Source organism: Pseudomonas sp. C9D1 (assembly GCF_056491235.1).
On the sequence record NZ_JBSZIE010000002.1, the window covers coordinates 3,628,015 to 3,641,212 of the forward strand.

Annotated in this window: 12 protein-coding genes; 7 read left to right on the top strand and 5 right to left on the bottom strand. The window is 65.3% G+C overall.

Features of this window, described 5'->3' with window-relative positions; translation table 11 throughout:
- Positions 1–50: 50 nt before the first annotated feature.
- A complete protein-coding gene (locus tag ACXI0U_RS24590; RefSeq protein ID WP_021218938.1) occupies positions 51–1,382 on the bottom strand; it encodes an NAD(P)/FAD-dependent oxidoreductase in 1,332 nt (443 codons plus the stop codon).
- 136 nt (positions 1,383–1,518) lie between these two features.
- A complete protein-coding gene (locus ACXI0U_RS24595; protein ID WP_031287530.1) occupies positions 1,519–2,007 on the bottom strand; it encodes a winged helix-turn-helix transcriptional regulator in 489 nt (162 codons plus the stop codon).
- Positions 2,008–2,166: 159 nt separating this feature from the next.
- On the opposite strand from ACXI0U_RS24595, the gene dadA reads away from it, so the two are divergent.
- The 6 genes from dadA (at position 2,167) to ACXI0U_RS24625 (ending at position 6,924) form a co-directional block, all read left to right on the top strand.
- The gene (gene dadA / locus ACXI0U_RS24600) at positions 2,167–3,465 is read left to right on the top strand and encodes a D-amino acid dehydrogenase (RefSeq protein ID WP_184488261.1); all 1,299 of its coding nucleotides are present in this window, start codon (positions 2,167–2,169) and stop codon (positions 3,463–3,465) included.
- Positions 3,440–3,793 carry a RidA family protein gene (locus ACXI0U_RS24605; protein WP_431483096.1) on the top strand — a complete coding sequence of 118 codons (354 nt, stop codon included), beginning with the start codon at positions 3,440–3,442 and terminating at the stop codon, positions 3,791–3,793. Before dadA ends, ACXI0U_RS24605 begins: the two co-directional genes overlap by 26 nt.
- A 60-nt stretch (positions 3,794–3,853) precedes the next feature.
- Entirely contained in the window at positions 3,854–4,921 is a 1,068-nt protein-coding gene (gene alr, locus ACXI0U_RS24610) for an alanine racemase (protein ID WP_431483097.1), read from the top strand.
- Between the two features lie 189 nt (positions 4,922–5,110).
- On the top strand, positions 5,111–5,659 hold the full coding sequence (locus tag ACXI0U_RS24615) for a cupin domain-containing protein (RefSeq protein WP_021218943.1): 549 nt from the start codon (positions 5,111–5,113) through the stop codon (positions 5,657–5,659).
- 171 nt (positions 5,660–5,830) lie between these two features.
- Complete coding sequence (locus tag ACXI0U_RS24620; protein WP_031287531.1) at positions 5,831–6,361, top strand: sterol desaturase family protein; 531 nt, start codon at positions 5,831–5,833, stop codon at positions 6,359–6,361.
- A gap of 140 nt (positions 6,362–6,501) precedes the next feature.
- Complete coding sequence (locus ACXI0U_RS24625; RefSeq protein WP_263400337.1) at positions 6,502–6,924, top strand: c-type cytochrome; 423 nt, start codon at positions 6,502–6,504, stop codon at positions 6,922–6,924.
- 86 nt (positions 6,925–7,010) lie between these two features.
- On the opposite strand, the gene ACXI0U_RS24630 is transcribed toward ACXI0U_RS24625, so the two are convergent.
- Positions 7,011–7,583, bottom strand: a complete 573-nt coding sequence (locus ACXI0U_RS24630; protein WP_021218946.1) for a xanthine phosphoribosyltransferase — start codon at positions 7,581–7,583, stop codon at positions 7,011–7,013.
- 127 nt (positions 7,584–7,710) lie between these two features.
- Positions 7,711–9,723, bottom strand: a complete 2,013-nt coding sequence (gene rep, locus ACXI0U_RS24635; protein WP_031287533.1) for a DNA helicase Rep — start codon at positions 9,721–9,723, stop codon at positions 7,711–7,713.
- 281 nt (positions 9,724–10,004) lie between these two features.
- Here rep and ACXI0U_RS24640 point away from each other — a divergent pair, with 281 nt between their 5' ends.
- On the top strand, positions 10,005–11,681 hold the full coding sequence (locus tag ACXI0U_RS24640) for a putative bifunctional diguanylate cyclase/phosphodiesterase (protein WP_031287534.1): 1,677 nt from the start codon (positions 10,005–10,007) through the stop codon (positions 11,679–11,681).
- Positions 11,682–11,691: 10 nt separating this feature from the next.
- Here ACXI0U_RS24640 and ACXI0U_RS24645 read toward each other — a convergent pair whose 3' ends face one another.
- Complete coding sequence (locus ACXI0U_RS24645) at positions 11,692–13,080, bottom strand: NorM family multidrug efflux MATE transporter (RefSeq protein WP_431483098.1); 1,389 nt, start codon at positions 13,078–13,080, stop codon at positions 11,692–11,694.
- Positions 13,081–13,198 lie beyond the last annotated feature (118 nt).

Consider the following 13,198-nt stretch of genomic DNA (forward strand, 5'->3'; position numbering starts at 1 on the left):
CCAGCGCAGCCGGAAGATTCAGGCAGCCCGCGTGTGGCGCGGGGCGAGGGTCATTTCGCCAGGCTGTTGCCGACGTTTTCCTTGATCCGGTACCAGAGCATGCCGAGAGCCAGCAAGGGTGAGCGCAGCAGCTTGCCGCCGGGGAAGGTGATGTGCGGCACTTTGGCGAACACGTCGAAACCGTTGCTCTGCTCGCCGCTGATAGCTTCGGCCAGCAGCTTGCCCGCCAGGTGGGTGGCGTTGACCCCGTGGCCCGAGTAGGCCTGGGCGAAGTAGACGTTGGGCTGGTCCGGCAGGCGGCCGATCTGCGGCAGGCGGTTGGCACCGATACCGATCATCCCGCCCCACTGGTAGTCGATGCGCACATCGGCCAGCTGGGGGAAGACGTCCAGCATCTTCGGCCGCATATAGGCGGCGATGTCCGCGGGGTCGCGGCCGGAATAGTGGCAGGCGCCGCCGAACAGCAGGCGGTTGTCGGCGGAAAGACGGTAGTAGTCCAGGGCCACGCGCTGGTCGCACACCGCCATGTTCTGCGGCAGCAACTGCCGGGTGAGTGCCTCGGGCAGTTGCTCGGTGGCGATGACGTAGCTGCCCGCCGGCAGCACCTTGCCGCCGAGTGTGGGGTTGAGGTCGTTGAGGTAGGCGTTGCAGCCGAGCACCAGGGTCTTCGCGCGGACCTGGCCCTGGGCGGTGTGCACCTTCACTTCCGGGCCGTAATCGATGCGCAGTACCGCCGAGTGCTCGAAGATGCGCACGCCCAGCGAGCTGGCGGCGGCGGCTTCGCCCAGGGCCAGGTTGAGCGGGTGCAGGTGGCCGGAACCCATGTCGATCAGGCCGCCGGCGTAGCGATCGGAGCCCACCACGCTGCGCATCTCGCCCGGTTGCAGCAGGCGCATTTCATGGCGGTAGCCGAGGCTCTTCAGGTCTTCCAGGTCTTCGGCGAAGCCGGCGAGGTCACGGGCGGTGTTGGCCAGGTCGCAATAGCCCCAGGTCAGGTCGCAGTCGATGGCGAACTCTTCCACCCGCTGGCGCACCAGCTCCACCGCCTCCAGGCCCATCAGCTTGAGGGCGCGGACGCCGTCCTTGCCCACCACCGATTCGAAGTGCTCGACATCGTGGCCGACGCCGCGGATCAGCTGGCCGCCGTTGCGCCCGCTGGCACCCCAGCCCACCTTGTGCGCCTCCAGCAGCACCACCGAGAAGCCACGCTTGGCCAGTTCGATGGCCGTGTTCAGCCCGGAGAAGCCACCGCCGACGACGCAGACGTCGGCCACCTCCTCGCCCGCCAGCGGCGGATGTTCGATACGACGATTGGCGGTCGCGGCGTAGTAGGAGGGGGCGTGCTGGTCGCTGTGGACCGGATGGCGAACGCGGGCGTTCATGTGCGGAATCCTGATTATTATGTTTGGAAAATTTGACGGAGGATAAGCACGAAGCACGCCAACCGCCAAGGGGCGTCCAGGAAAAATCCCTGTGCCTCGCAGGCAACTATCGGCAGGGGCGTCGGCGCCCCCGGCTTCACTCGGGAATGGGCAGGTTGAGGGATTCCTTGACCTCTTCCATCACGATGTAGGACTTCGACTCGCGCACGTGCGGCAGCTTCAACAGGATGTCGCCGAGCAGCTTGCGGTAGGAGGCCATTTCGTTGATCCGCGCCTTAACCAGGTAGTCGAAATCGCCGGAAACCAGGTGACATTCGAGTACATGGGGCAGCTTCAGCACGGCTCGGCGGAAGTCCTCGAACGTATCGCCGGACTTGTAGTCCAGGCTGATCTCGACGAACACCAGCAGGCTCGCCTTGAGGTGCTGCGGGTTCAGCCGGGCGTTGTAGCCCATGATGATCCCCTCACGCTCCAGGCGACGTACGCGTTCGGTGCAGGGAGTGGTGGAGAGGCCGACCCGTTCGCCCAGCTCGGTGAAGGAGATACGTCCGTCCTCCTGGAGAATTCGTAAAATATTCCGGTCTATCTTGTCTAACTCACGACGCGATTGATGCTGGGTACGCATGGTGGATGCCCCTCCGCAAAAGCCGTATTGGCCAAGAATTATCGCCAAATATAGCTGGCTATATAGTGAATATCACTGGGGCGCTCTTCATATACTGCGCGGCATCTACGCTCAAAATAACAAACGCAGCGGTTACCCCCGTTTGCGCTGGAGGCAGACATGCGAGTGATGGTGCTGGGCAGCGGTGTGATCGGTACGGCGAGTGCCTACTATCTGGCCCGGGAAGGCTTCGAAGTCGTGGTGGTCGATCGGCAGAGCGCCGTCGCCATGGAAACCTCCTTCGCCAACGCCGGCCAGGTCTCCCCTGGCTATGCCTCGCCCTGGGCCGCTCCCGGCGTGCCGCTGAAGGCCATCAAGTGGCTGCTGCAGAAGCACGCGCCCCTGGCCATCAAGGCCACTGGCGACATCGGCCAGTACCTGTGGATGGCGCAGATGCTGCGTAACTGCACCGCCGCCCGCTACGCGGTGAACAAGGAGCGCATGGTGCGCCTGTCCGAGTACAGCCGCGACTGCCTCGACGAACTCCGTGCCGAAACCGGCATCGCCTATGAAGGCCGTCAGCTCGGTACCACCCAGCTGTTCCGTACCCAGGCCCAGCTCGACGCCGCCGCCAAGGACATCGCCGTGCTGGAAAGCTCCGGCGTGCCCTATGAAGTGCTCGACCGTGCCGGCATCGCCCGTGCCGAGCCGGCCCTGGCCAAGGTCACCGACAAGCTGGCCGGCGCCCTGCGCCTGCCCAACGACCAGACCGGCGACTGCCAGATGTTCACCACCCGCCTCGCCGAGATGGCCCGTGGCCTGGGCGTGGAATTCCGCTTTGGCCAGGACATCCAGCGCCTGGACTTCGCCGGTGATCGCATCAACGGCGTGTGGATCGACGGCAAGCTGGAGACCGCCGACCGCTACGTGCTGGCCCTCGGCAGCTACAGCCCGCAGCTGCTCAAACCGCTGGGCATCAAGGCGCCGGTGTACCCGCTCAAGGGTTACTCGTTGACCGTGCCCATCACCAACCCGGACATGGCGCCCGCCTCGACCATCCTCGACGAGACCTACAAGGTCGCCATCACCCGCTTCGACGACCGCATCCGCGTGGGCGGCATGGCCGAGATCGCCGGTTTCGACCTGTCGCTTAACCCGCGTCGCCGCGAAACCCTGGAAATGATCACCGCCGACCTCTACCCCCAGGGCGGCGACCTGACTCGCGCCGAGTTCTGGACCGGCCTGCGCCCGGCGACCCCGGACGGCACGCCGATCGTGGGCGCGACCCCGTTCCGCAACCTGTTCCTGAATACCGGACACGGTACCCTTGGCTGGACTATGGCCTGCGGTTCCGGCCGCCTGCTCGCCGACCTGATGGCGCGCAAGCGTCCGCAGATCAGCGCCGAAGGCCTGGATATCTTCCGTTATGGCAACACCAAGGAGAGCCAGAAACATGTCACTACAGCGCCTGCGCACTGAAGCCCGCTACAGCGAGATCGTCATCCACAACGGCACTGTCTACCTGGCGGGCCAGCTGGATGAAGGGCTGAACCCGGGCATCGAGCGCCAGACCCGCGAAACCCTGGATGCCGTCGACCGCATGCTCGCCGAGGCCGGCACCGACAAGAGCCGCATCCTCTCGGTGACCATCTACCTGAAGGACATCGACGCGGACTACGCCGGCATGAACGCCGTGTGGGACGCCTGGGTCGCCAAGAGCGCTGCCCCGGCCCGTGCCTGCGTCGAGGCGAAGATGTACTCGCCCGAGGTGCTGGTGGAAATGACCGTGGTCGCCGCCCTGCCCTGAACCCTTGCTCTGTCCGGCGTCCGCGCCGGGTTTTTCATATAACCAGAAGAAGCCTTTGCCATGCGTCCCGCCCGTGCCCTGATCGACCTCGAAGCGCTGCGCCACAACTACCGTCTCGCCCGCGAAACCACCGGTGCCAAGGCACTGGCCGTGGTCAAGGCGGATGCCTACGGGCATGGCGCGGTGCGGTGCGCCCAGGCGTTGCAGGCGGAAGCCGACGGTTTCGCCGTGGCCTGCATAGAGGAAGCACTGGAGCTGCGCGATGCCGGCATCGTCGGCCCCATCCTGCTGCTGGAGGGTTTCTTCGAAGCCGATGAGCTGTCGCTGATCGAGCGCTACGACCTCTGGTGCGTGGTGCATTCCACCTGGCAACTCGAGGCCATCGAGCGCGCCAGCCTGAGCCGCCCGTTGACGGTGTGGCTGAAGATGGATTCGGGCATGCACCGCGTGGGCCTGCACCCGGCGGAATACCGCGACGGTTACCAGCGCCTGATGGCCAGCGGCAAGGTCGGCAAGATCGTGCTCATGAGCCACTTCGCCCGTGCCGACGAACTGGACAGCGACAGCGCCGCCGAGCAGGTGGCGGTCTTCGAGCAGGCCCGTGCCGGCCTCGCCGCCGAGATCAGCCTGCGCAACTCGCCCGCCGTGCTCGGCTGGCCGCAGGTGCCGAGCGACTGGGTGCGCCCCGGCATCATGCTCTACGGCGCAACGCCCTTCGAGCAGGCCCATGAGCTGGCCTCGCGCCTGAAGCCGGTGATGACCCTGGAGTCCAAGGTCATCAGCGTGCGCGAACTGCCCGCCGGCCAACCGGTCGGCTACGGCGCGCGCTTCATCACCGAGCGCCCGACGCGCGTCGGCGTGGTCGCCATGGGTTATGCCGACGGCTATCCCCGCCATGCGCCCACCGGCACCCCGGTGGCCATCGACGGGCAGCTGTCGCGGCTGATTGGCCGAGTGTCCATGGACATGCTCACTCTCGACCTCACCGACCTGCCCCAGGCCGGGCTCGGCAGCCGGGTCGAGTTCTGGGGTGGCCAGGTCCTGGCCAGCGATGTCGCCATCCAGGCCGGCACCATTCCCTACCAGATCTTCTGCAACCTGCGCCGGGTGCCGTTGATCTACCGCTGAAGCGGCTCTGAAAGAGCCATCTACGCAGCTGATGATGGTTCAAATAATTGATTTTCCTCGGGGTTTTCCGGGGTGGTGAAAGTTTGCGCAGGATTTACGGCCGAAGTGTTGTAAATACTGAACGCTGGCCGCATCATACGGCCACCGTGACCACCCCCCTCAACAAGAATCCCAAGGAGGATCCCACCATTGGACGTCGGTGTTCGACTGCAATCCATCCGCAAGCTCAAAGGCCTCTCCCAGCGTGAACTCGCCAAACGTGCAGGCGTAACAAACAGCACGATTTCCATGATCGAAAAAAACAGCGTCAGCCCCTCCATCAGTTCGCTGAAGAAGGTGCTCGGGGGCATCCCCATGTCGCTGGTGGAATTCTTTTCCCTCGATCTGGAACAGGACAACCAGACTCAGGTGGTCTACCGGGCTTCCGAACTTACCGATATCTGCAGTGGTGCGATCACCATGAAGCTGGTGGGCAAGGCCCATCCGAGCCGCGCGATCGCCTTCCTCGACGAAACCTACCCGCCGGGCACCAACACCGGTGACGAGATGTACGCCCATGAGGGCGAAGAGGCCGGGATGCTGGTGGAGGGCCGCCTCGAGCTCACCGTCGGCAACGAGCTGTTCATCCTCGAACCGGGCGACAGCTACTACTTCGAAAGCAGCAAGCCGCACCGTTTCAGCAATCCCTTCGACGTTCCGGCCCGCCTGATCAGCGCGACCACGCCGGCCAACTTCTAGTCCGTTCCAGCCTCCGGCGCGTGGCTTCGTGAGCCACTGCGCGGTCTTCACCCGAGCCGGTCATCGGACCGGCGCCGGCATGCTAGGTTTGCGCACGCGTCGCCGCAAAGGCGGCGTGCTCATCCACTCAAGGCCGTGCCCAGCGCAACGGCGCATGACAAGGAAGGTCCCGTGGCTGCCTCGAACAAATGGTTGATGTCCTCGCTCGCCTATTACCTGGACTTCTTCACCGCTCCGCTATTCATCCTCATCGCCCTGTTCGTCGGCCCGATCCTGCCCTGGCAACTGCTGGCCGGCCTGTTGCTCTGGTCGCTCATCGAGTACGGGGTGCATCGCTTCCTGTTCCACTCGCTGTATCGCCGTGAACACTGGACCCACCATCTCGACGTGCTGGCGTTCATCGGCATCTCCAGCTGGAAGACCAGTGCGGTCTATGCGCTGCTGCTGCCGTTGTGTGCCTACCTGGGTCTGGCTTCGCTGTTCGCCGGGCTGGTTGCCGGCTACTTTCTCTATATCTCGCTGCACTACGTGATGCACCGCCCCGGGCATTGGTTCTACCGTTTCATCCCTGGGCTGGTGTTCAACCATGACCTGCACCACCAGAAGGGCGTGGAGAAGAACTTCGGGGTTTCCTCGCCGCTCTGGGACCACGTCTTCGGCACCTATGTGCGTGCGGTCGAGAGGGCGAAGGTATCGGGCTGATCAGCCTCTGGTCGCAAGGCGCTCATGCTTTAGTCGTGCGACAAGTAGGGTTGTTTCAGCATGGCGGGCTAACCGTTATACTGGCGCCCGCCCGCGAAACCGTGGCCGCGGGCGTCACTAGCCAGGATGAGGGTGTAAGGGTGAACCTGATAAATAAGATGCTGGCAGCGCATGTTGCCGTATTGGCCCTTTGGGCTGTTAGCGCCCAGGCCGCGACCGATGACGCCATCGCCGAGCGTATCAAGCCGGTAGGCGAAGTCTGTGTCCAGGGCCAGGAGTGCAAGGGTGTGGAAGCTGTAGCAGCCTCCGCAGGCGGCGGCGCCAAGACGCCGGACGACATCATCGCCAAGCACTGTGGCGCCTGCCACACCGCCGGCGTTCTCGGCGCTCCGAAGATCGGCGACACCGCCGCCTGGAAAGAGCGTGCCGACCACCAGGGCGGCCTCGACGGCATCCTGGCCAAGGCCATCACCGGTATCAACGCAATGCCGCCGAAAGGCACCTGCGCCGACTGCACCGATGATGAGCTGAAAGCGACCATCAAGAAGATGTCCGGCCTGTAACAGGGACCCGGCATCAACGAAAAAGCCGCCCTCGGGCGGCTTTTTCGTGTCTGGCTGCTGCGGCTTATTGTCGCAGCGCCGGGCACTCAATCGATAAAGGTCACGGTGCCGTTGGCCAGGGATTGGACCCGCGCCAGGGACTCGACCCGGTAGCCTTCGCTTTCCAGCAGGGTGCGGCCTTCCTGGAAGGACTTCTCGATGACGATGCCCATGCCGGCGATGCTCGCGCCCGCCTGGCCGATCAGGTCGATCAGCGCCTTGGCGGCGTGGCCGTTGGCGAGGAAGTCATCGATCACCAGCACGTGGTCGGATGCCGTCAGGTGCTTGGCGGAGATGGCGATGGTGCTCTCGGTCTGCTTGGTGAAGGAGAACACCTTGGAGATCAGCAGGTCGTTCTTCAGCGTCAGCGACTGGAACTTGCGGGCGAAGATCACCGGGATGCCCAGCTCAAGGCCGGCCATCACCGCCGGGGCGATGCCCGAGGCTTCGATGGTGACGATCTTGGTGATGCCCTGGCCACGGAAGCGTTCGGCGAATTCATGGCCGATGTGCTTCATGAGCTGCGGGTCGATCTGGTGGTTGAGGAAGGCGTCTACCTTCAGCACCTGGTCGGAAAGCACGATGCCTTCGGAGAGGATCTTTTCTTTGAGAATGTTCACGGGAGGGGCTTCCTGCGAAGCTGCTGTCGCTGATGAAGCGCGGCATTCTACCTCGGCGCGGGGGCATCGCGCGATGCCCTTCTGACAGGTCGCACCGCGACCCCCGGTTGCCCGTTGGCCGCCGGCCTCAGGGCTTCTTGAGCATGGCGCGGATGTCCGCCAGCGCGGTGTTGCCGCGCACCGCCTTGACCTCCACCGGCGTGTCTTCCATGCCTTCCCATTGCAGGTCTTCCTGGGGCAGTTCGTCGAGGAAGCGGCTCGGCGAGCAATCGATGATCTCGCCGTACTGCTTGCGCTTGGCGGCGAAGGTCATGGCCAGGTTCTGCCGGGCACGGGTGATGCCGACATAGGCCAGCCGGCGCTCCTCCTCGATGGTGTCGGCCTCGATGCTGGAGCGGTGCGGCAGGATGTCTTCCTCAACGCCCATGATGAACACGTAGGGGAATTCCAGGCCCTTGGATGCGTGCAGGGTCATCATCTGCACGCCGTCAGCGCCCTCCTCCTCTTCCTGCTGGCGCTCGAGCATGTCGCGCAGCACCAGCTTGGCGATGGCTTCCTCGATGGTCATCTCGCCTTCTTCGTCGCGCTCCAGGGTGTTCTTCAGGGCGTCGATGAGGAACCAGACGTTGCCCATGCGGAACTCGGCGACCTTGTCGCTGGAGGCGTTCTGGCGGATCCAGTTCTCGTAGTCGATGTCCATTACCATGCTGCGCAGGGCGGCGATGGGGTCGGTCTGCGCGCAGTCCTGGCGGACCTTGTCCATGAAGCGCTTGAAGCGCTGCAGGCGCTCGGTGTAACGGCTGTCCAGGTGCTCGCCGAGGCCGATCTCGTCGGCGGCGGCGTACATCGAGATCTTGCGCTCGGTGGCGTAGTTGCCGAGCTTCTCCAGGGTAGTGGAGCCGATCTCGCGGCGCGGCACGTTGATCACCCGGAGGAAGGCGTTGTCGTCGTCCGGGTTCACCAGCAGGCGGAAGTAGGACATCAGGTCCTTCACTTCCTGGCGGCCGAAGAAGCTGGTGCCGCCCGACAACCGATAGGGGACCTGGTGGTGCTGCAGCTTCAGCTCCATCAGCTTGGCCTGGTGGTTGCCGCGGTAGAGGATGGCGAACTGGCTGTAGGGCCGCTCGGTCTTCAGGTGCAGCGTGAGGATCTCCATGGCAATGCGCTCGGCCTCGGCGTCCTCGTTGCGGCAGCGGATAACCCGGATCGGGTCACCGACGCCCATCTCGCTCCACAGTTGCTTCTCGAACACGTGGGGGTTGTTGGCGATCAGCACGTTGGCGCACTTGAGGATGCGGCTGGTGGAGCGGTAGTTCTGCTCCAGCATCACCACCTTCAGCGAGGGGAAGTCCTCCTTCAGCTGCATCAGGTTCTCCGGCCGCGCACCCCGCCAGGCGTAGATCGACTGGTCGTCGTCGCCCACCACGGTGAACTGCGCGCGGTGCTGCACCAGCATCTTCACCAGCAGGTACTGGCTGGCGTTGGTGTCCTGGTATTCATCCACCAGCATGTAGCGCACGCGCTGCTGCCATTTTTCGAGGATGTCCGGGTTCTCCTGGAACAGCTTCACCGGCAGCAGGATCAGGTCGTCGAAGTCGACCGCGTTGTAGGCCTTGAGGGTGCGCTGGTAGTGCAGGTAGACCACCGCTGCCGTCTGCTCCTTGGGGTTGCGCGCGTTGGCCAGCGCCTCCTCGGGCAGGATCAGGTCGTTCTTCCAGGAGCCGATGTAGTTTTTCACCTCATCGGCGCCATCGTCCCCGGCGTACTCCTTCTGCATGATGTCCGTCAGCAGCGCCTTGATGTCCGTCTCGTCGAAGATCGAGAAGCCCGGCTTGTAGCCCAGCCGCGCATGTTCCTTGCGGATGATGTTCAAGCCCAGGTTGTGGAAGGTGGACACCGTCAGCCCACGACCTTCGGCGCCGTGCAGCAGGGTGCCGACGCGGGCCTTCATCTCGCGGGCGGCCTTGTTGGTGAAGGTCACGGCGACGATGTATTGCGCGCGGACGCCGCACTGCTGGACGAGGTAGGCGATCTTGCGGGTGATCACGCTGGTCTTGCCGGAGCCGGCACCGGCGAGCACCAGGAGCGGGCCGCCGACATAGTTCACGGCTTCCTGCTGCCGGGGATTGAGTCGGGACATGCGGGTCGATTTTTCGCGGGGGAATGGCCGCGCATTCTAACAGGCCGGCCCCGATCTGCCGATGCACGCCGAACAGTGTGACGTAGCGCCCTTTGGTGAAGCTTGGCGCTTGGCTATTTCGAACCATCAAGTACGATTGTTCCGACACACACTGTTGATGGCTGTTCACATTTGGCGCAAAGTTCGCCAAGTCGCCTCAAGAGCACACCTAAAAGAACGACGTCGATCACGACGCGAATTGGGCCAATTGCCCACTGTTTTTGTGACCCCGGGGAGGTCATTTGTCCGCGCTTGCCGAGCCCATGCGCATGCTCCTGCTGGCGGAATCGCCTGGCTGGGCGGAATCCTTACGCGAGCTGCTCAGCTCGCTGGGCAGCCTTTCACCCCTGATCACCGCCCCCTCCTGGGAGGCCGCCAGCAGCCTGTTCGACGACAGCGAGGGCGGCTTGCTGCTCTGCACCCCGCAATTGCTGCCGGCCCCCGGCCGTTGCCACCTGCCCACCATCCTGCTGCTGGAACAGGAGCCCGATGAAGCGCCGGCCGGCGTCTGCGATTGGTTGGTGCGTGACCAACTGGGCCCCGACGTGCTGCGTCGCAGCCTGCGCTACATGCGCGAGCGCAGCGCCTTGCAGAACACCCTGCAAAGCCTCGCCGAGCAGGACCCGCTCACCGGCATCGCCAACCGCCAGGGCTTCCAGACCCTGCTGGCGGGGCGCCTGGCCGAATTCGCCGGGCGCGGCCTGGCCCTCGGCCACCTGGACCTGGACAATTTCCGCCACGCCAACGACGCCCTCGGCTACCAGGCCGGCGACCGCCTGATCCTCCAGGTGGTGGCGCGGCTCAAGGGCGAACTGGCTGCCGGCGACCAGCTGGCCCGCCTGGGCAGCGACGAGTTCGCCCTGCTGTTGGATACCCGCCGCGACCCGTCCCGTGCCGAGAAGGTCGCCGAACGCATCGCCGAAGCCCTCGGCGAGCCCTACTGGGTCGACGGCGAGAGCCTGCTCATCGGCTGCAGCCTGGGCATCGCCCATGCCCGCTCCGACGAAGGCGCCGACCCGCTGATGTGGCACGCGCACATCGCCATGCAACAGGCCAAGGCCGTGCAGGGCTGCACCTTCCATGTGTTCGACGAACGCATCAACCGCAGCGCGCGCAGCCTGGCCGACCTGGAAAGCGAGTTGCGCCGTGCTCTGCGCCGCGACGAGCTGGAGCTGCACTACCAGCCGCGCCTGTGCCTGGAGACCGGCCGCATCGTCGGCCTCGAGGCTCTGGTGCGCTGGCGCCATGCCGAGCGTGGCCTGCTGTCGCCCAATGAATTCGTGCCCCTGGCCGAGGAAAGCGGGCTTATCGTTCCCCTCGGCTACTGGGTCATCTCCCGAGCCCTGCGCGACATGCAGTGGCTGCGCGGGCGCGGCCTGCCGGCCCTGCACATGGCGGTGAACCTGTCGTTCCGCCAGTTCCAGGACAGCCAGCTGCTGCCGACCCTGAACCGCCTCATCAGCGAGCGCGGGGTCGACGCCCAGTGGCTGGAGTTCGAGCTGACCGAGACGGCGGTGATGCGCCGCAGCGAACAGGTGCAGCAGACCATGCAGGCCCTGGGCAAGGTCGGCGTGCGCTTCTCCCTGGACGATTTCGGCACCGGCTTCTCGTCCTTCGTCCACCTCAACAGCCTGCCCATCACCCTGCTGAAGATCGACAAGAGCTTCGTCGGCGGCATGCAGGATCGCCCCGAGAACCGCCAGTTGGTACGCGCGATGATCAACCTCGCGCACAACCTCAACCTGGAGGTGGTGGCCGAAGGGGTGGAAACCGCCGAGCAACTGGCCCTGCTGCGCCAGTTCGGCTGTGACCAGGTGCAGGGCTACTGGATCAGCAAGCCGCTGCCCCTGGCCGACCTGGCGCGCTTCCTGGTATTCGGCGTGCGCCAACCGCTGTTCAGCAGCCAGCCCAACCTCTAGCGCACCCCGCTCAGCCCGCCTTGCAGGCGTCGCCGAGCGGTGCCTGCGGGCGCAACATGCGCAAGGTCTTCCACTCGAACCCCAGGGTCAGCCCGACTGCGGCGCAGGCCAGGCCCGATGCCAGGCCCCACCACACGCCCTGGGCGCCCATTCCCAGGGGGAAGGCCAGCAGCCAGGCCGCGGGCGCGCCCACCAGCCAATAGCAGCCGAGGCCGACGAGGAAGGTGGTCTTGGCGTCCTTGAGGCCGCGGATGGCGCCCATGGCGATGGTCTGGATGCCGTCGAACAGCTCGAACAGTGCGGCGATGGCCAGCAGGCTCACCGCCAGGGCGACCACCTCCTGGTACTCGCCGGCAGTGCGGTCGAGGAACAGGCCCACCACCCATTCCGGCGCCAGCCAGAACAGCGCGGCGAAGCTGAGCATGCAGCCGGCGCCCACGGCGATGCCCAGGCGCCCGGCGCGGCGTGCGTCTTCCAGGCGACCGGCGCCAAAGTGCTGGCCGATGCGGAAGGTCACCGCGTAGGAGATGCCCACCGGCACCATGAAGGCCACATACACCGACATGATCGCGATCTGGTGCGCCGCCAGCGACAGGCTGCCCAGGGCGCCCATGCACAGCGCGGCGAAGGCGAAGAGGCCGGACTCCACCGCATAGGTGCCGCCGATGGGCAGGCCCAGGCGCAGCAGCTCGCGCAGGTCGTCCAGGCGCGGCTGGAACAGGCCCTGGCGCAGGGAATAGGCGGCGTAGGCCGGGTGGCGGGTGACGTGCCAGGCCAGCAGCAGCGCCATGACGTTCATCACCAGGGCGGTGACCAGGCCGATGCCGGCCAGGCCCAGCGACGGCAGGCCGAACCAGCCATGGATCAGCATGTAGTTGAGGGCGAAGTTGGCCAGCGCGCCGCCGATGCTGATGGCCATCACCGGGCCGGGGCGGCCGATGGCGCTGGTGAAGCCGCGCAGGGCCATGAAGCTCATGTAGCCGGGCAAGGCGAATACCAGGGTGGAGAGGAAGCGCATGCCGCCCTCGATGTTGTGGGCCTCCTGGCCGAACAGCGTCAGCAGCGGGCCTAGGTTCCACAACAGCAGCCCTGCGCCCAGGGCCAGGCTCCAGCCCAGCCACAGGCCGGCCTGGGTCAGGCGCGCGGCGCCGGCGATATCCCCGGCGCCGTGGCGGATGGCGACTAGGTTGCCCACGGCGGCGATCACCCCGACGCAGAAGATAGACACGAATGAATAGCTCGCCGCGCCCAGGCCGCCGGCCGCCAGCTCCGCCGGGCCGAGCAGGCCCATCATCACCGTGTCGGTGAACACCATCAGCACGTTGGCCAGCTGCGCCGCGATCAGCGGGCCGGCGAGGCGGAGGATGGCCAGGAGTTCGGAGCGGATCTGCTGTGGCATGAGTCTGGATCACTTGTCATGGCGGGCCCGAAAACGCATCGGGCCAGAGACGGTGGATTCTCCAGCGCTTGAATCCGCGCCACAAAGGGAAAAAAATGATGCCTTCCATGACTCTGAC